Genomic DNA, 18,258 nt, shown 5'->3' on the forward strand with positions numbered 1-18,258 from the left:
GGGCTGACCGGGCGGGGCGGCGGACGGAAGGGCCGTCCCGGCGGGACTGCGGTGGGTCCGGGTCGCGCGGTCGCCTGCCCGCGGACCGGCGCTTCGCCACCACCGGGCCGCCCGCACCGGTCCCGCACCGTCGCCGGGGCCGAGCCCGGGGACGGAGCCGCGACCAGGGACAGGGTCGCGGCCCGGGTGCACCCGGCTCCGGGCGGTCCGGACCACGGGCTCCTGCGGACCGGGCCGCGTGCGCGGCCGGCACGAAGGCCCGACGGACCCGTCGTCAGTCCCGGCCGGGGAGCCCTTGCAGCGTCCTGTGTGCCTCGTTCACGATCCGTTCGACCAGTTCGGCGCAGGAGGGCAGGTCATCGATGACTCCGGTGACCTGGCCGGCGGCCATCACACCGATGTCGGTACGGCCCTCCACCAGGGACGCCCGCAGCAGCATGGGCGTGTTCGCGGCCAACAGCACCTGGCTCCAACTCAGTTCCTTGCCGTGTTTCATGGCGAGCCCGTCCCGGACCATGGCCGGCCAGCTCATGCCCGACTCCCGGCGGAAGGCCGCCGCGTGCCGCACCGCCCGCAGCAGGGAGGAGACACGGCCGGACCGCTCCAGGCCGTCCACCATCTCCGTGCGCAGCATCCGGTGCGGCAGTCCGTCCACCTTGGTGGTGAGCGTGACGTCCCTGACGGTGGCGGCCAGGTATCTCTCCTTGACCGCGTCGGGGACGGTGCTGTCGGAGGTGAGCAGGAACCGGGTGCCCATGGCGATGCCCGCGGCACCGTAGGCGAGCGCGGCGACCAGGCCGCGGCCGTCGTGGAAGCCGCCGGCCGCCACGACCGGGATGTCGACGGCGTCGACGACCTGGGGGAGCAGTACCGAGGTCGCCACGTCCCCGGTGTGGCCGCCGCCCTCGCCGCCCTGCACGATCACGGCGTCCGCCCCCCACGCGGCGACCTTCTCGGCGTGCCGGCGGGCACCGATCGAGGGGACGACCACGACACCGGCGTCCTTGAGCCGGGCGATCAGCTCCTGGGAGGGCGCCAGGGCGAACGAGGCGACCTTCACCCCCTCCTCGATGATGACCCGCACCCGTTCGGGAGCGTCCGCGGCGTCGGCGCGCAGGTTGACGCCGAACGGCGCGTCGGTACGGGACCTGACCTCACGCACCGCGGAGCGCAGCCGGTCCACGGGCATCGTCGCCGAGGCGAGGATGCCGAGCGCGCCGGCCTCGGCGGTGGCCGACACCAGACGGGGCCCGGCCACCCAGCCCATGCCGGTCTGCACGATCGGGTGCCGGACACCGACCAGTTCCGTCAGGGGCGTCGAGAACCGGCCGTCCACCGGCCCGGCCGCCCCGCGCCCACCGCCCGGCCCGCTTTCCCCGCTCACGAGCGGACCTCGCGGTTCCTGGCGCCCGCCGGGTCGATGACCTCGCGGATCAACCGCACTTCCGCGTCGGTGGGTTCACGGGTGAGGGGCACCTCGCCCGGGACGACGAGCGGGAAGCCGGTGGCCGCGACCACCTGCTCCACCGTGACACCGGGGTGCACCGAACGCAGCCGCATCGAGTGGTCCGGCGTCTCGAAGTCGAAGACGCCCAGGTCGCTGATGACCTCGGGGACACGGTGGTAGCGGGTGGCGGAGGGCCCGGCGGCGGCCGCGCTGTCGTAGCCGACGCCGCAGATCATGTCCACCTTCTCCACGAACACCCGCGACGAGTGCCGGGGCACCCAGTAACTCGTCGGGTTGTTGAGGGTGTTGACGGGCGCGCCGCGCACCCCCAGCAACTGCCGCTCGGGGCGGGCCCAGTCGCCGATGCAGGAGATGTTCTGGTTGCCGAAGCGGTCGATCTGGGAGGCGCCCATCATCACGTGCCGCCGCCCGCTCGCCACCATCGCCAGGTGCTGCCGGTAGGGCAGCCAGCCCTCCACGACCTCCGCGCGGGCGCCCACCGCCGGCACGTCGGCCATGAGCAGCGCCTCGCCGTCGGTGAGCAGCAGGTCGGGGGAGAAGGCGAGCTTCGCCAGCCGGGCCCCGATCGTCGGGACCGTGCCCATCGGACTGGCCAGGACCTCGCCCGCGTCCCGCCAGGCCTCGGCGCAGGCCACCACGCAGTACTCGGCGCGCGTCGCCGCCGTCGTCACGGTGTCGCTCATGCTGTCTTCTCCTCCGCGTGGAACGCCGTCACCGCGGCCTGGTACGCCTGTTCGTCGCCGGAGAGGAACCGCCGGGTGAACGCCGCCCAGGACTCCGGGTCGCCGGCGGCGGTGACGTAGGCGCGCTGGAAGGCCTCGTCGCGGCCGTGGTCGGGGGCGCAGGTGGTGAAGTGCGCGCCGTTCGGGGTCTCCACCACGCCGTTCACGAACGCACGCTTGACCAGCAGCGACTGCGGGCCCGTCGCCTTGAGGAGGTCGGCGCTGTCCACGATCTGCTCGCAGGAGACGTACGCGGCGTCGGCGGCCTCGCAGAACAGGTCGTCGAAGTAGGGATCGGGGCCCAGGTACTGGGCGTTGCCGTGCACGTCCGCGCGGTTGAGGTGGACCAGCGCGGCGTCCAGGCGCAGCGCGGGCACCGCGACCAGTTCCTCGCCGTCCTCGTACGGTGAGGTGACCGTCCGCAGGTGGGGGTTGACCCGCATGACGTCCGAGGCGAGCCCCGCGCGGATCGGCATGAACGGCAGCCGGTGCGCGGCGGCGGTCAGCCCCCACATGAGCATCGCCTCGTCCAGCTCCACCAGTTCCAGCCCGCCGCGCTGCCGGGCCGCCCGGAAGTGCGGCTCCAGCGGGACGGAGTCGAGGGTGGCGAACGCCGCGACCAGCTTGCGGATCTTCCCGGCCGCGGCCAGCAGACCCACGTCCGGACCGCCGTACGACACCACGGTCAGGTCGGTGACGTCCGAGCGCAGCAGCGCCCGGACCAGGGCCATCGGCTTGCGCCGCGACCCCCAGCCGCCGATGCCGATCGTCATGCCGCTGCGCAGGCGGCCGACGACCTCCTCGACGGTCATGGTCTTGTCCTTGCTCATGACTGCTTCTCCCGGTCCGTGCCGAAGGTGTCGCGCACGCGGTCGGCGACACCGCTGAGGTTGGCCTCGAAGGTGAAGCCCTGTTCGAAGCGGTAGCTGCGGCGGACGTCCACCGGGTCGATGCCGTTGATGGCGGCCTTGGCCAGCCGGAGCAGGTACCCGTCCTTCAGGGCGATCTCCCGGGCCAGTTCGAGCGCGGCGTCGAGCAGTTGCCCGCGGGGCACCACCCGCCACACCGAGCCGTGCCCGTGCAGCTCCTGCGCGGTCACCGTGCGCGAGGTGTAGTAGAGCGTCCGCATCAGGTGCTGCGGGACCAGCCGGGCCAGGTGGGTGGCGGCGCCGAGCGCGCCGCGGTCCAGCTCGGGCAGGCCGAAGGCGGCGTCGTCGGAGGCGACGATCGCGTCCGCGTTGCCCACCAGGCCGATGCCCCCGCCCAGGCAGAAGCCGTGCACCGCGGCGACCACGGGGACCTGGCAGTCGTAGACCGCGGCGAAGGCGTCGGCGCAGCCGTGGTTGGCGCCGATGAGTGCCTCGTGGCCGGTCGCGCGCCGCACCTCCTTGATGTCGACGCCCGCGTTGAAGCCCCGGCCGGCCGCGGTGAGCACCACACAGCGCACGTCGGGATCGGCCCCGGCGGCGCGTACCGCGGTGGCCAGGTCGTGCCAGCCCTGTACGGGCAGGGCGTTGACCGGGGGGAAGTCCACTGTGATGACGGCGACGCCCTTGTCGGGGGCGGAGGTGGAGACACCCATGAGCAGATCAGCTACCTTTCCACCAAACGTTTGTTAGGTGAAGGTAGCAGTGGTACAGGCGCCGCGGGAAGGCATCCCGGTGCCTCGACGAGAAGGGGAGTCACCTCACATGACCGGACTGTGCGCTGGACGAGTGGCCGTCGTGACCGGAGCGGGGCGCGGACTCGGGCGCGCGCACGCGCTCGCGTTCGCCGCCGAAGGGGCCAAGGTCGTCGTCAACGACCTCGGCGTCGGACTGGACGGCACCGGCGGCGCCTCGGGGCCCGCCCGGCAGGTCGTCGACGAGATCAGGGCGGTCGGCGGGGAGGCGGTCGCGCACGGCGGTGACATCGCCACCGCCGACGGCGCCGCATCCCTCGTGGCCGCCGCCGTCGACACCTTCGGCCGCCTCGACACCCTCGTGAACAACGCCGGGTTCCTGCGCGACCGCATGCTCGTCAACCTCGAAGAGGACGACTGGGACGCCGTCATGCGCGTCCACCTCAAGGGCCACTTCCTCACCCTCAAACACGCCGCCGCGTACTGGCGGGCCGAGGCGAAGGCCGGCCGCGCCCCCGAAGCCCGCGTGATCAACACCAGTTCGGGCGCGGGGCTGCTGGGCAGCGTCGGCCAGGGCAACTACTCGGCCGCCAAGGCCGGGATCGTCGGCCTCACCCTGGTCGCGGCCGCCGAACTCGGGGGTTACGGCGTCCAGGTCAACGCCATCGCTCCGGCCGCCCGTACCCGGATGACCGAACAGACCTTCGCCGACACCATGGCCGCCCCGGAGCAGGGCGGATTCGACGCCATGGCCCCGGGGAACGTCTCCCCGCTCGTCGTCTGGCTGGGCTCCGCCGACTCGGCCGGGGTGACGGGGCGGGTGTTCGAGGCCGAGGGCGGCCGGATCACGGTCATGGAAGGCTGGCGCCCGGGCCCCACCGCCGACAAGGAGGCCCGCCGGACCCCGGCCGAGGCGGGAGAGACCGCCCGCGAACTCCTGGCGGAAGCCCTGCCCGCCCAGCCGGTGTACGGCGCCCGGTAGCCACCACGGGCGCCGCGCGTCCGGCTGCCGCGGCCGGCGAGCGGTGCCGGGTGCCCGGTTCCCGTCGGGGGACACCGGCCCGCAGCCGGCGCGCGGTGCCCGGCACCCTCCGCCTCGGCCGCGCTCGCCCGTGCCGCCGGAGTGGTGCGGGCGGGCGCGGGCGGTGGTCGCGGTTCGGGCGGCGATTGTCAGATCGGCGTCGGACCGGCATCCGGCGCTCCCGGTGAGTGGGACACCTCACATCGGCGGGTGTGCCGGGCCGTAACTTCCCCTCACCCCCCAAGGCTCCGCCCCCGTGCCCCGACCGGCCCCCGTGCTCCGACGCGGGGCCGGCGGACCACGGACCGCGACGAAGCACCGCCGTGCGGCGAGCCGCGCCCCCGACCGGGTCCCCGATCCGGTCCCGGTCGCGCCGCGCGGTCGCCCGAGTGTGAGGAGAAGCCAGTGGCCGACAGGTGGGACGCCGTCGCGACGGCGTCCGCGATAGCGGGCGGTGAGGTGAGCGCCCGAGACGTGGTCGAGGACGCCATCGCCCGCATCGTGAAACTCAACGGCGAACTCAACGCCGTCATCCACACCCGTTTCGACGAGGCGCTCGCCGAGGTGGACGCCGGGCTGCCCGACGGCCCGCTGCGCGGCGTGCCCGTCCTCGTCAAGGACCTCGGCACGGAGGTCGCCGGCCTGCCGGCCACCGGCGGGAGCAGGCTCTTCGCCGGCCCGGACGCCATCGCCGGGCGCGACAGCGAACTCGTCAAGCGCTACCGGCGTGCCGGGATGGTCGTCCTCGGGACCACCAACACCCCCGAACTCGGTCTCAACGCCAGCACCGAGCCGACCCTGTACGGACCGACCCGCAACCCCTGGGGCACCGGCCACTCGCCGGGCGGATCGAGCGGCGGATCGGCCGCCGCCGTGAGCGCCGGCATGGTGCCCGTCGCGCACGCCAGCGACGGCGGCGGATCGATCCGCATCCCCTCCGCGGCCTGCGGACTCTTCGGACTCAAACCCGGTCGCGGCCGGGTCTCGCCCGCACCCCGCCCCACCACCCTGTCCGGGCTGGTCTCGGGACACCACGCCGTGACCCGCACGGTCCGCGACAGCGCGCTGCTGCTCGACATCGCCGCGGGCCCGCTCCTCGGCGACGCCTACGCCGCGCCCACCTGCGGTGACACCTTCGCCGCCTGCCTCGGACGTGATCCCGGACCCCTGCGCATCGGTCTGATCACCTCTCTGCCGGGAGGTCCCGCGGTGCACGCGGAGCCGCTGCGGGCCGTGCTCGACGCCGCCCGGGTGTGCGAGGAACTGGGGCACCGGGTGGTCGAGGCCGCGGCTCCCTACCGGCCGGACGACGTGGGCGCCACCTCGGCCGCGCTGATGGGAACCGATGTCGTCGTGCAGATCGACGCCCGGCTCGAACAACTCGGCCGTCCCCTCGCCGACGACGACATCGAGCCCCTCACCCGGGTGATCTACGACCACTGCCGCACCCTCACCGGCGCGGACGTCAGCCGCGCCCTGCGGCGAGCGCAGGAGATCGGCTGGCAGGTCGGCGCCGCGTTCGAGACGTACGACGTCCTGCTGACCCCGACGCTCGCGCGGCCCACCCCCCGGCTCGGCACCCTCGACACGCGCCGGCCGGAGACCATCTACGAACACGCGGCCGTCCAGTCGGCGTTCACGAGCGTCCACAACGTCACCGGCATGCCGGCGATGTCCGTCCCCTTCGGGCGGGACGGCGACGGCATGCCGCTGGGGGTCCAGTTCGCGGCCGCCGCCGGAGGCGAGTCAGTCCTGCTCGCCCTGGCCGCACAGCTGGAACAGGCCGCGCCCTAGGACCTCATCGCACCGCTCGGCAAGGCCCGCTGACGGACCGTCGCGTCCCGTCCTCGCCGTACATCCCCCGGGGCCCTGATGGCGCCCCGCCTCCACGGGCCGCCGCCCTCCCTCGCGGGGCCGCACCGCCACGAGCCCGTGCCCTCACAGCCGCGGCCTCATGAGCCCGCACCCGAGGAGGGCTCCGCTCGCACAGGCCCGCTCCTGCGGCACCCGCACCCGCACCCGCACCCGGACCCGCACCCGCACCCGTGCCTCGCACCCTCGACAAAGGATCACGATGGCAGACAACGTCACCCCGCTCCCCGCGGTGCTCTCCAAAGGGAGGGCACTGGCCGTGCTCGCCCTGGTCATCCTCCTCTCGGAGGCCGGCACCTTCGAGATCACGATGGTCTACCCGGCGCTGCCCGACATGGCCCGGGAGTTCAGGACCCTGAACATCGCCTGGGCCGCCTCGATCGTCACCCTCGCCGGCGCCACCGTCATGCCGTTGGTGGGCAAGGCGGCGGACAAGTGGGGCAAGAAGCGGGTCATCCTGCTGCTCGGGCTCGTCTTCCTCGCGGGCAGCGTGATCTGCGCGCTCGCGTCGTCCTTCGCCGTACTGCTGGTGGGCAGGGCCCTGCAGGGCTGCCTCGTCGGGATCATCTCCCTCTCGTACAGCCTCGTGCGCGACATCATGCCGCGCGACTTCGTGCCGATCGCGCTGGGCACCGTGGTGACCGGCATCGGCATGGCCGCCCTCGCCGGGCCCTTCCTGGCGGGCTGGCTCATCGACCACCACGGTCCCGAGGGCGTCTTCTGGTTCCTCGCGCTCTACGTGGTCGTCCTGCTGCCGCTGTACGCCGTCGTCATCCCCGAGAGCACGGTGCGCGTCGACCGCCCCGTCGACTACATCGGAACCGCCCTGCTCGGCCCCGGCATCGGCGTGCTGCTGCTGGGCATCACGCAGGGCGGCACGTGGGGCTGGACCGCCGGCTCCACCCTGACGCTCCTGATCCTCGGCGTCGCCATGCTGATCGGGTTCGGGGCCTGGGAAAGGGTCTGCCGGCACCCGCTGATCTCGCTCGACGTCCTGCTGGGCCGCAGGTTCGGCCCGACGGTCCTGGCCGTCGCGTGCGTGGCGTACATGATGAACGCGCACGCGCTGATCAGCCCCACCATGCTGCGGACACCGGAGGGCATCCCGGGACTCGGTTACGGCGCCGGACTGTCCGCGACCGAACTGGCCGTCTGGACCTGTCCGCTGGGCATCGTGGCGATGTTCATGGGACCCCTCGGCGGCCACCTGACCACGAAGATCGGCGCCCGCAACGTACTCCTCGCCGGCGCCGCCTGCTACCTCCTGGTCATGTTCCTCGGCTCCCGACTGTTCACCGTGCAGTGGCAGATCGGTCTGGTGGCCCTCGTCGGCGGCTGCGCCAACGGCTTCCTGCACTCCTCCAACGCCAACCTGCTCCAGGACTCCCTGCCGCCCTCGCAGAACGCGGTGGGCAACTCGATCGGCGGCATGACCACCCTGCTGGCCGCCGGTATCGCCACGGCACTCACCGGCGTGGTCATGTCCGACCACGTGCTGATGGTCGACGCGGCCACCAGCTCCGTGGTCTACGCCGACAGCGCGCTCACCCACGCCTACGGGTACGCGGCCGTGGTGGGGGCCGTGGGAGTGGCGGTCGCCCTGCTCATGAAGCACGGCCGGACCCCCGCGCGCGGCGGTCTGACGGAACCGGCCGAGGGGCTCCCGCCGGCCGGGGACGTGCGGCTGTCCGCGAGCGAGGCGGCGGGCTGATCCCGTCGCCCCCCTGCACACACCGTCCGGCCGCGATCCCCAGCCGCGGCCGGACGGCTCGCTCCCGCCACTCCGGCTCCCCGCTCCCGCTCGCGCACGTCCCGGCCGCGCACCGTCTACCCGCATACGCCCCGCATGCTTTTCTCACGAGCCATTGCTCGTACGGCCCGTCAGGCCCCTTCCGTACGCTCTTCGCCGTCCGCGACACCCGAGGCGAGCAGGGCCGGGGACTCCGCACGTCCGTCCAGGACCCGGTTCGTGCGGACGGTCACCCGCCACCCGTCGGGGCCGCGGCGCAGCCGCCAGTGGTTCGCGGTGGCCCGCCGCAGGGTGAACCCGCCCGTCCCCGGATCGCGGACGATCATGGTGGTGTAGCAGACGGCGACGGCCTCGTCCCCGTCCACCCGCACCCGGGGCGCCCCCACGATATGGGCGCAGCCCTGGCCGATCCACCGCTGGTGGTTGGGGGAGCGGACCATGGCACCGATCTCCGCGCGCCCGCTCATCAGCAGCTCGTCCACGTCGTAGACGCCGTCCTCCTCCCACAGGCCCGCCACGGCCTCGGCCTGCCCGCTGTCGACCAGTGGGCCGTAGGAGAGGATCAAGGACGTCACGGCGGCCTCGTCCTCGAGCCGGGACAGCCGCCGTTCGAGGCGGGCCAGGGCCTCCCGGGCGCCGGCCAGGGCCTCCTGACTGTCGGCGAGGGCCTGCCGGTCGTCGGCCGGGACCCGTGTCCGCCCGGTGTCCGTCAGGGGCTGTGCCTGCCCGGTGCCCGCCGGGGGCTGCTCGGTGTCGCTCAACGGTCGCTCCCGTCGCTCGGGGTTGGGGGGGGTGTCAAGGAGGGTCAGAGGGTGCCGGCCAGGGCGTGCAGGGCCGCGAGCTGCTCGCAGTAGTGCTCCGCGGACCGCGCCGAGAGCGAGGCCGACAGCACCGTGGCCCCGGCGTCGCGCAGCCGGGTCAGGGCGGCGACCGTGTCCTTCGGAGCCCCGGCCGGGTCGAGGGGCCGGCTGGGCGCGAGGACGATCTCGAAGCCGTCCGGCACGTCGGTCCTGTCGAGCATCTCGCGCAGCCGGTCCGGGGCCAGCCCGAACGGCACCCAGCCGTCCCCGAGCGCGACGGCCCGGCGCAGCGAGCGCGGGGTGCGGCCGCCGATCCACAGCGGCACGTGCTCCTGGACGGCGTGCGGTTCGACGACGAAGTCCTCGAAGGCGTAGTACTCGCCCCGGTACTCCGGCACTCGCCGGGACAGCGCGGCCCGCAGGGCGCGCAGCGCGTCGTCGGCGCGTGCCCCCCGGTCCGCGAACTCGGCGCCGAGCAGCTCGAACTCCTCGGCGAGTGTGCCCACGCCGAGTCCGAGCGTGACGCGGCCGGCGCTGAGCCGGTCCAGGGTGCCGTACCGCTTGGCGATCTGGAGGGGGTGGTGGTAGCCGAGGACGAGGACCTGGGTGACCAGCCGGATGCGGCTGGTGAGCGCGGACAGGTGACCGAGGGTGGCCACCGGGTCCCAGTAGGTGCCGCCGCGTTCCCGGGCGACGTCGAGCGGGACCGCGACGTGCTCGCTGCACGTCAGGTGGTGGAACCCGAGCCGGTCGGCGGTCCGCGCCACCAGACCCAGCTCCTCGATGCCGGCGTCGGCCTCCCAGGGGGAGGCGGCGCCCGGCAGCTGCACCACCACGGGCGATGTGATCCCGATCCGCATGGAGTCTCTCCTCGTGCCGTCTGCGAAGGGCGTGCTGTCCAGGCGATTCGTAACGCAGGAGCGGGACCCGGGCCCCGGACGGTCCCGCTGATCGGGAGGCCGCAGGCCCGCGGCGCGCCGGCTCGGCAACCGGAATCCCGTGCACACCCCTTCCTCCGGGTGGCACACGCTGCTAGCTTCCAAAAGCAGAATTCATTTCAGTTCAGGCTGGAGGGAGAGCCCCATGACGGTTGTCAGTGACGTGGCTGCCGTGGACGCGCCCGCTCGCAAGGAGCTGCCGCCGTCGATGGTCGAGCGGATGACGCTCATCATGGACACGTTCACCGGCCGCACCACCAGGCTGTCCCTGGAGGACGTGGCGCGCCGCACCCACCTGCCGCGTTCGACGGCCCACCGCATCCTCGAACAACTGGTGCGGCTGCGCTGGCTGGAGCACACCCACTTCGGCTACGGCCTCGGCCGCCGCGCCCTCGGACTCGGCGGTGGCGACGGCGCCCACGCCGAGATCCGCGCTGTCGCCGCGGGACGGCTGCACGAGTTGCAGATCCGCACCGGCCTGGTGGTCCACCTGGCCGTGCTCGACGAGGGACAGGTGCACTACCTCGACAAGGCCGGCGGCCGTTTCGCCGCCTCCGTCCCCTCGTGGGTCGGCGGCCGCACCCCCGCTCACGCGACGGCACTCGGCAAGGCGATGCTGGCGTGGCTGGAGCCGGAGGACGTCGAGGCCAGGCTGGCCGACGCCCTGGGCAAGCTCACCCAGCGCACCATCGCCGACCTGTCCACGCTGCACCAGGAGCTGAACCGGATCAGGCAGCGTCGCGGCCTGGCCTTCGAGTACGGCGAGTACTACCCCGGCATCGCCTGCGTGGCGGCGGCCGTACGCGGCCCGGAGGGCCCGGTGGCCGCGATCTCGCTGGCCGGTGAAGCACGCACCCCGCTGGAGAAGGTCGCGCCCCTGGTGGTCGACGCCGCCCGGCAGGTCTCCCGGGAACTCTTCCCCTGCGCGGACGGCCACGACCGCTCCGACCGGCACGGGAAGACCGGCCGGTCCACCGGCACGGGCTCCGAGGGGACCTGGTCGGCGCAGACCATGGACCGGCTGCTCGCGACCGGGCAGAACGGCGACTGGCTGTAGGACGGCGGACCGCGTCCACCGGCCGCGGGCGCGGAACGGAGACCGAGGCCGACCGCGCGCCTACCGGTGGCAACCGGTGGCACGGAGACCGCCGCGGCGCGGCCGGTCCCGAGCAGTGGAGCGGAGAACGGCCGTGGGGCGACCGGCACCGAGCAACGCAACGGCGACCGGCCCCGAGCAACGCAACGGCGGAACCAAGCGGTGCAACGGGGACCGGCCGCAGGGACCGTAGCCGTACCCGGCGGCCCCCGCGGCCCGCCGCCGGCCCGTCACCCCCAGAGGTCACCCATGCCCCAGGTGAACCGGCCCACCGGTGGGGCGGGGGGCGCGGCCGGGTCGCCGTCGACCCCGAAGCGCCCGCGGAAGAACAGCATCGGCCGCTGCTCGCCCCCCGTCTCCAGCTCCAGGACCCGGCCGATCACCACGTCGTGGTCGCCGGCCACGTGCACGTCGTACACCTCCGCGTGCGCGCGCATCAGCACGCCGCGCAGTGCGGGCGTGCCCCAGGGCGACAGGTCCCAGCCGAGCCCCTCGTACTTGGCGCCCCGGCTGGAGCCGAAGCGCTCGCACAGGCCCGCCTGCTCCCTGGCCAGGACGTTGACGCAGAACCGGCCCGAGCCCCGCATCCGGGGCCAGGCCCGGCCGCGGTGGTCGGCGCAGAAGAGCACCAGCGGCGGTTCCAGCGAGACCGACGCGAACGACTGGCAGGCGAAGCCGACCGGCCCGCCGTCGTCGTCCAGCCCGGTGACCACGGTGACGCCGGTGGCGAACAGCCCCATCGCCCGGCGCATGCCGGCCGGGGTGGGTGCCGCGCTGTCGAGGGTCTCGGTCACGGTCGGCGGATCTGCTCTCATCGGGTTCACCTCAAGGGGGACGGCACGGTGTCGCGCGGTGAGCGGAACGGTGCCCGAACGTAGGGCCGCGCCGGACGGAGCACGACGGCGCTCCCGATGAGTGGAACCCGGCCCGGCGCGCCCGGACCCCGGTCCGGCGCCCGGCCGCGTACGCCCGTACGTCCCGCTGATCGGGACGTTCCCCGCGCCGCCGGTACCCCGCTGGCTACGTTCCGGGCGTTGACCACAGGACGGCGAAGGCGAGAACGATGACGGAGCTGAGCCACGAGTCCACCGCGCGTGAACTCACCACCGACCAGGGCGTACTGCGCTACCACGAGGCCGGCGACGGCCCTCCGCTGGTGATGCTGCACGGCTCGGGCCCGGGCGTCACCGGCTGGCGCAACTACCGCGGCAACCTCGCCACCTTCGCCGAGCACTTCCGCTGCCTGGTCCTCGAACTGCCCGGGTTCGGCGTCAGCGACCCCGCCGACGGACACCCCATGGTCACCGCCCCCGCAGCCCTCGGCCGCTTCCTCGACGCCCTCGGCCTGGACCGGGTCGACCTCGTCGGCAACTCCATGGGCGGCATCGTCGGTACCCGGTACGCGCTGCGCCACCCCGACCGGATCCGCCGGCTCGTCACGATCGGCGGCATCGGCCGCAACGTGTTCAGCCCCGGCCCCGGCGAGGGCATCAGGCTGCTGACGGAGTTCACCGACAACCCCACCCGCGAGGGCCTGGTCCGCTGGCTGCGCTCGATGGTGTACGACCAGAGCCTCGTCACCGAGGAACTCGTCGAGGAGCGCTGGCAGCTCGCCAACGACCCGCAGGCCCTGGCCAACGCCCGCACAATGTACGGCAGCGCCGCCTTCGCCGCCCGCGGGGCCGCCACGGCCGCCTCCGACGAGGCCCCGTACTGGGCGATGCTGCACCGGCTCAGGCCGAAGACCCTGATCACCTGGGGCCGCGACGACCGCGTCAGCCCCGTCGACATGTCCATCGTGCCGATGCGCACCATCCCGGACGCCGAACTGCACGTGTTCCCCGACTGCGGTCACTGGGTGATGATCGAGCAGAAGGCGGCCTGGGAGAACGTCGTACTGGCCTTCCTGACCCGCAAGGAGTCGGCATGACCGGCACCCCCGCCCCCGCCTGGGACCACGAGTTCGACTTCGTCATCGTCGGCAGCGGAGGCGGCGGCATGACCGCCGCGCTGGCCGCCGCCGACGCCGGACTGTCCACCGTCGTGGTCGAGAAGGGCGCCATGTACGGGGGCACCACCGGCATCTCCGGCGGTGGCATCTGGATCCCCGGCAACCCCGTGCTGCGCGCCGAGGGCCACGACGACAGCCGGGAGTCCGTCCGCCGCTACCTCGACCTGCTCACCGAGGGCCGCGTCCCGGCCGCCCGCCTCGACGCCTACGTCGACGAGGGCCCCGCCGCCATGGAACTGCTGTGCCGCAGCAAGTGGATGCGCTTCTCCTGGACCAAGGGCTACTCCGACTACCACCCCGAGTACGAGGGCGGCCGCCCCAGGGGCCGGTCGATCGAGGCGATCCCGTTCGACACGCGCAAGCTGGGCGAGGACGAGGAGTACCAGCGGCCCAACAGCCTCAAGGGCCCCCTCGGTCTGTGGGTCACCGGCAAGGACTACCACGACCTGGCCATGGTCAAGCGGACCTGGCGCGGCCGCTGGGCGTCCGTCGTGGCCGCCTGGCGGGTCTCCTCCAACGTGGTCCGCCGCCGCCACATGTCCACCGGCGGCCGCGCCCTGGTGGCCCGGATGCGCATGGCCCTCAAGGACGCCGGCGTCCCCCTGTGGCTGCGCACCCCGATGACCGCCCTCGTCACCGACGACGCCGGCCGGGTCACCGGCATCGTCGCCGGGCGCGAGGGCGGGACCGTGCGCATCGGCGCCCGGCGCGGTGTGCTGCTCGCCGCCGGCGGCTTCGACCACAACCAGCGGATGCGCGACCAGTACCTGCCCGAGGGCGGCAAGGAGAACTTCAGCGCCGGTGCGCAGGAGAACGTCGGCGACGGCATCCTCGCCGGACTCCGACTCGGCGCGGCCGTGGACTTCATGGACGACGCCTGGTGGATGCCGTCCGTGCGCCACCCCAAGGGCGTGACGATCCCCCTCGTCTCCGAACGCTGCATCCCCCCGTCGCTGATCGTCTCCGCCGCCGGCCGACGGTTCACCAACGAGTCCTCGCCGTACACGAACTTCGTCCACGACCAACTGGACGGCAAGCACGTCCCCGCCTGGTTCGTGATGGACGCGAAGGCCCGCGCCCGCTATCCGTTCGCCCAGGTCCTGCCCGGGATGCCGTTCCCCCGCGGGTTCTACGACGCCGGTCTCGTCCACCGGGCCGACACCGTCGCCGAACTGGCCCGCGCCATCGGTGTCCCGGAAGCCGAACTCACCGCGACCGTGGAGCGGTTCAACGGCTTCGCCCGCGCGGGCAAGGACACCGACTTCGGCCGCGGCGACAGCGCCTACGATCGCTACTACGGCGACCCCACGCTGCCCAACCCCAACCTCGACGTGATCGACAAGGCCCCGTACTACGCCGTGCGCATCGACGTCGGCGACCTCGGCACCAAGGGCGGCCTGGTCTGCGACGAGCACAGCCGGGTGCTGCGCGAGGACGGCAGCCACATCGACGGCCTGTACGCGACCGGCAACACCTCCGCGTCCGTCATGGCCAACGAGTACGCCGGTCCCGGCGCCACCATCGGCCCGTCCATGGTCTTCGGCTACATCGCCGCCCGGCACGCCGCCCGCACCGGGGCGGGCCCGGTCTGACCGCTCCGGCGGGCAGCCGGGTCGGCAAGGCGGCCGGGTGCGCACGGCAGCCCGGTGAGAAGGAAGCCGAGTGAGCAAGGAAGCCGAGTGAGCAAGGAAGGCAGTACAGCCATGGGGCGAGACACCCACCTCACGGTCCGCGTGGTCGAGGTGGTCCGCGAGACCGCCGACGCGCATTCGCTGGTGCTCGAACCGGTGGACGCGCCGAAGGACCGGTTCAGCTACCGGCCCGGCCAGTTCCTGACCGTCCGGGTGCCCACGGAACGCGCCGGGGGAGCCGCCCGCTGCTACTCGCTGTGCAGTTCCCCACTGCGCGACGAGAAACTGAAGATCACCGTGAAACGCACGGCGAACGGTTACGGCTCCAACTGGATCTGCGACCACGTCGTCGCGGGCGACACCCTCGACGTCCTGCGGCCCGCCGGCACGTTCACACCCGACTCGCTCGACCAGGACCTCCTCCTCCTCGCGGCGGGCAGCGGCATCACCCCCGTGATGTCGATCCTCACCTCCTGTCTGCACGCGGGCACCGGATCGGTCACGCTGATCTACGCCAACCGCGACGAGCACTCGGTGATCTTCCGGGACGAACTCGTCTCACTCGCCGCGGAGTTCGGCGACCGCCTGACGGTGCTGCACTGGCTGGAGTCCGTACAGGGCCTGCCCACCGGACCGGCGCTGCGCGCCCTGGCCCGGCCGTACGCCGACCGGCACGCCTTCGTCTGCGGACCCGGCCCCTTCATGGAGCTGGCCACCACCACCCTCACCGGCATGGGCGTCCCGCGGGAGCGGGTGCGCGTCGAACGGTTCACCTCGCTGACCGGCGACCCGTTCGCCGCCCCCGAGACCTCGGGCGACGCCCCGGACGGGGAGTCCGGCGAGACCGCGGGCCCGGCCGCCGAGGTCGAGGTGACGCTCGACGGCACCACCCGGACGCTGCCCTGGCCCGCCCGCCGCAAGCTGCTCGACGTGCTCCTCGCCGCCGGCCTCGAAGCCCCCTACTCCTGCCGCGAGGGCAACTGCAGCGCCTGCACCTGCCTGCTCGTCACGGGCGAGGTGGCGATGGAACGCAACGAGGTGCTCGAAGAACGCGACGTCGCCGACGGATACGTCCTGGCCTGCCAGGCGCTCCCGCTCAGCGAACGCGTCGGGATCACCTACGACGGGTGACCCGGCCGTCCCGCCCGGCACTCCCGCTCAGCGGGAGGGGCCGGGCGGCCCGCGCCCCGCGCTGACACGTTGGGGAGCGCACCCCGCGGCGCCCGCACCCCGCGCCCGGTGCCCGCCTCCCGCCCGCCCCCGGCGCCACCCCGTGACTCCGCGCTCCCGCGCTCCCCGCGACCCCCGATTCGGATGAGGTTCGAACTGTGACCAAGGCGACCGCCGCGATCGTCGGCTCCGGAAACATCGGCACCGACCTGATGTACAAACTGCTCCGGTCCGAGGTGATCGAGCCGCGCTGGATGATCGGCATCGACCCGCAGAGCCCCGGTCTCAAACGCGCCGCCGAGGAGGGCCTGACCGCGAGTGCCGACGGCGTCGACCCGCTGCTCGCCCAGGACGACCGGCCCGACCTGGTCTTCGAGGCGACCTCGGCCCACGTGCACAAGGCCAACGCCCCCAAGTACGCCGAACTCGGCATCCAGGCCATCGACCTCACCCCGGCCGCGCTCGGCCCGGCCGTCGTCCCCGCCGTCAACCTCGGCGAACACCTGGACGCGCCCAACGTCAGCCTGATCACCTGCGGCGGCCAGGCCACCATCCCCATGGTGCACGCCGTCTCCCGGGTCACCGAGGTCTCCTACGCGGAGATCGTCGCCAGCGTCGCCTCGCCCTCCGCGGGCCCCGGCACCCGCGCCAACATCGACGAGTTCACCCTCACCACCAGCCGCGGCATCGAGACCATCGGGGGCGCCGCCCGCGGCAAGGCCATCATCATCCTCAACCCGGCCGAACCGCCCATGCTGATGCGGGACACCGTCTTCTGCGCCGTCCCGGCCGACGCCGACCGCGCGGCGATCACCGAGTCCGTCCACGAGGTGGCGCGGCAGGTCGCCGCCTATGTCCCCGGCTACCGGCTGCGTGCCGAGCCGCAGTTCGACGACCCGGACACCGTCAGCGGCGGCCTCGCCCGCGTCGCGATCTTCCTGGAGGTGGAGGGCGCGGGCGACTTCCTGCCGCCCTACTCCGGGAACCTCGACATCATGACCGCCGCCGCCACCAAGGTCGGTGAGGGCTTCGCCCAGCGCATCATCACCCGGCGCACCGCGTCCTGACCGCAAGGAGTCCCCCCGTCATGCCCTTCAGCGCAGACCTCGACATCCGCGTCACCGACTCCTCGTTGCGGGACGGCTCGCACGCCAAGCAGCACCAGTTCACCGTGGCGGACGTACGGGCCGTCGTCAGCGCCCTCGACGACGCCGGGGTCCCCGTCATCGAGGTCACCCACGGCGACGGCCTGGGCGGATCCTCGTTCAACTACGGCTTCAGCCACACCCCCGAGCAGGAACTCATCAAGGAGGCGGTGCGGACCGCCCGGCGGGCGAGGATCGCCTTCCTGATGCTGCCCGGCCTCGGCGTCCAGGACGACATCCGCGAAGCCGCCGGCAACGGCGCCTCCATCTGCCGTATCGCCACCCACTGCACCGAGGCCGACATCGCCGTCCAGCACTTCGGACTGGCCCGTGAACTCGGCCTGGAGACCGTCGGGTTCCTGATGATGGCGCACAGCAGCCCGCCCGAGGCCCTGGCCCGGCAGGCCCGGATCATGGCCGACGCCGGCTGCCAGTGCGTGTACGTCGTGGACTCCGCGGGCGCGCTGATCCTCGAAGGCGTCGGGGACCGGGTCGCCGCGCTCGTGGCCGAACTCGGCGCCGACGCCCAGGTCGGCTTCCACGGCCACGAGAACCTGGGACTCGGCGTCGCCAACTCGGTGTACGCCGTCCGGGCCGGCGCCCTGCAGATCGACGGTTCCACCCGCCGCTTCGGCGCGGGCGCGGGCAACACGCCCGTCGAGGCGTTCGCGGCCGTCGCCGAGAAGCTCGGCATCCGCACCGGCATCGACATCCCGAAGATCATCGACGCCGCCGAGGACGTCGTGCTGCCCATCATGGGCGGCGACCGCCTGCTCGACCGGATGTCGCTGACCATGGGCTACGCGGGCGTCTACTCCAGCTTCCTCGCGCACGCCGGCCGGCAGGCCGCCAAGTACGGCGTCTCCGGCACCGAACTCCTCCTGGAGGCCGGGCGCCGCAAGCTCGTCGGCGGCCAGGAGGACCAGCTCATCGAGATCGCCGTCGGGCTCGCCGGACGAGCCGCCGCGGCCGAGGACACGACCGGGCCGACGCCCGCGGGGAAGTGAGAGCAG

The 18,258-nt window shown here is 73.4% G+C and carries 16 protein-coding genes; 9 read left to right on the forward strand and 7 right to left on the reverse strand.

Translation table 11 applies throughout. The features are described 5' to 3' along the window. Positions 1-274: 274 nt before the first annotated feature. From ACZ4K2_RS24295 to ACZ4K2_RS24310, 4 genes are read right to left on the reverse strand one after another with little or no spacing between them, the layout of a single operon-like run. Positions 275-1,336, reverse strand: a complete 1,062-nt coding sequence (locus tag ACZ4K2_RS24295) for an NAD(P)H-dependent flavin oxidoreductase (protein ID WP_467475874.1) — start codon at positions 1,334-1,336, stop codon at positions 275-277. A 44-nt stretch (positions 1,337-1,380) separates the two neighbouring features. Beyond that, on the reverse strand, positions 1,381-2,151 hold the full coding sequence (locus tag ACZ4K2_RS24300) for a CoA-transferase subunit beta (RefSeq protein ID WP_467475717.1): 771 nt from the start codon (positions 2,149-2,151) through the stop codon (positions 1,381-1,383). Continuing rightward, on the reverse strand, positions 2,148-3,020 hold the full coding sequence (locus ACZ4K2_RS24305) for a CoA transferase subunit A (RefSeq protein WP_467475716.1): 873 nt from the start codon (positions 3,018-3,020) through the stop codon (positions 2,148-2,150). The genes ACZ4K2_RS24300 and ACZ4K2_RS24305 overlap by 4 nt, the downstream gene beginning before the upstream one ends. Continuing rightward, positions 3,017-3,772, reverse strand: a complete 756-nt coding sequence (locus ACZ4K2_RS24310; RefSeq protein WP_467475715.1) for an enoyl-CoA hydratase family protein — start codon at positions 3,770-3,772, stop codon at positions 3,017-3,019. The genes ACZ4K2_RS24305 and ACZ4K2_RS24310 overlap by 4 nt, the downstream gene beginning before the upstream one ends. Positions 3,773-3,881: 109 nt before the next feature. Here ACZ4K2_RS24310 and ACZ4K2_RS24315 point away from each other — a divergent pair, with 109 nt between their 5' ends. The 3 genes from ACZ4K2_RS24315 to ACZ4K2_RS24325 all read left to right on the forward strand — a co-directional run bounded on the left by ACZ4K2_RS24315 (position 3,882) and on the right by ACZ4K2_RS24325 (position 8,415). Beyond that, complete coding sequence (locus tag ACZ4K2_RS24315; RefSeq protein ID WP_467475714.1) at positions 3,882-4,793, forward strand: SDR family oxidoreductase; 912 nt, start codon at positions 3,882-3,884, stop codon at positions 4,791-4,793. A gap of 444 nt (positions 4,794-5,237) precedes the next feature. Continuing rightward, the gene (locus ACZ4K2_RS24320) at positions 5,238-6,626 is read left to right on the forward strand and encodes an amidase (RefSeq protein WP_467475713.1); all 1,389 of its coding nucleotides are present in this window, start codon (positions 5,238-5,240) and stop codon (positions 6,624-6,626) included. Positions 6,627-6,906: 280 nt separating this feature from the next. After that, entirely contained in the window at positions 6,907-8,415 is a 1,509-nt protein-coding gene (locus ACZ4K2_RS24325) for an MFS transporter (protein ID WP_467475712.1), read from the forward strand. A gap of 170 nt (positions 8,416-8,585) precedes the next feature. Here ACZ4K2_RS24325 and ACZ4K2_RS24330 read toward each other — a convergent pair whose 3' ends face one another. Beyond that, entirely contained in the window at positions 8,586-9,215 is a 630-nt protein-coding gene (locus ACZ4K2_RS24330) for a nuclear transport factor 2 family protein (protein WP_467475711.1), read from the reverse strand. A gap of 44 nt (positions 9,216-9,259) precedes the next feature. Further along, positions 9,260-10,114 (reverse strand): LLM class F420-dependent oxidoreductase, encoded by an 855-nt coding sequence (locus tag ACZ4K2_RS24335; protein WP_467475710.1) that lies wholly within the window; start codon positions 10,112-10,114, stop codon positions 9,260-9,262. Positions 10,115-10,337: 223 nt separating this feature from the next. Here ACZ4K2_RS24335 and ACZ4K2_RS24340 point away from each other — a divergent pair, with 223 nt between their 5' ends. Then, positions 10,338-11,249 carry an IclR family transcriptional regulator gene (locus tag ACZ4K2_RS24340; protein ID WP_467475709.1) on the forward strand — a complete coding sequence of 304 codons (912 nt, stop codon included), beginning with the start codon at positions 10,338-10,340 and terminating at the stop codon, positions 11,247-11,249. A 269-nt stretch (positions 11,250-11,518) separates the two neighbouring features. Here ACZ4K2_RS24340 and ACZ4K2_RS24345 read toward each other — a convergent pair whose 3' ends face one another. Next, positions 11,519-12,103: a flavin reductase family protein gene (locus tag ACZ4K2_RS24345; protein ID WP_467475708.1), complete on the reverse strand. Its 585-nt coding sequence runs from the start codon at positions 12,101-12,103 to the stop codon at positions 11,519-11,521. Between the two features lie 248 nt (positions 12,104-12,351). Here ACZ4K2_RS24345 and ACZ4K2_RS24350 point away from each other — a divergent pair, with 248 nt between their 5' ends. The 5 genes from ACZ4K2_RS24350 (at position 12,352) to dmpG (ending at position 18,252) form a co-directional block, all read left to right on the forward strand. Next, on the forward strand, positions 12,352-13,218 hold the full coding sequence (locus ACZ4K2_RS24350; RefSeq protein ID WP_467475707.1) for an alpha/beta fold hydrolase: 867 nt from the start codon (positions 12,352-12,354) through the stop codon (positions 13,216-13,218). Beyond that, positions 13,215-14,891 carry an FAD-binding protein gene (locus tag ACZ4K2_RS24355; RefSeq protein WP_467475706.1) on the forward strand — a complete coding sequence of 559 codons (1,677 nt, stop codon included), beginning with the start codon at positions 13,215-13,217 and terminating at the stop codon, positions 14,889-14,891. The genes ACZ4K2_RS24350 and ACZ4K2_RS24355 overlap by 4 nt, the downstream gene beginning before the upstream one ends. Positions 14,892-15,002: 111 nt before the next feature. Then, a complete protein-coding gene (locus ACZ4K2_RS24360) occupies positions 15,003-16,061 on the forward strand; it encodes a 2Fe-2S iron-sulfur cluster-binding protein (RefSeq protein WP_467475705.1) in 1,059 nt (352 codons plus the stop codon). A 197-nt stretch (positions 16,062-16,258) separates the two neighbouring features. Continuing rightward, complete coding sequence (locus ACZ4K2_RS24365; RefSeq protein WP_467475704.1) at positions 16,259-17,167, forward strand: acetaldehyde dehydrogenase (acetylating); 909 nt, start codon at positions 16,259-16,261, stop codon at positions 17,165-17,167. Between the two features lie 20 nt (positions 17,168-17,187). Further along, positions 17,188-18,252, forward strand: a complete 1,065-nt coding sequence (dmpG, locus tag ACZ4K2_RS24370) for a 4-hydroxy-2-oxovalerate aldolase (protein WP_467475703.1) — start codon at positions 17,188-17,190, stop codon at positions 18,250-18,252. Positions 18,253-18,258: the final 6 nt, after the last annotated feature.

Source organism: Streptomyces sp. NPDC025833 (assembly GCF_055558055.1).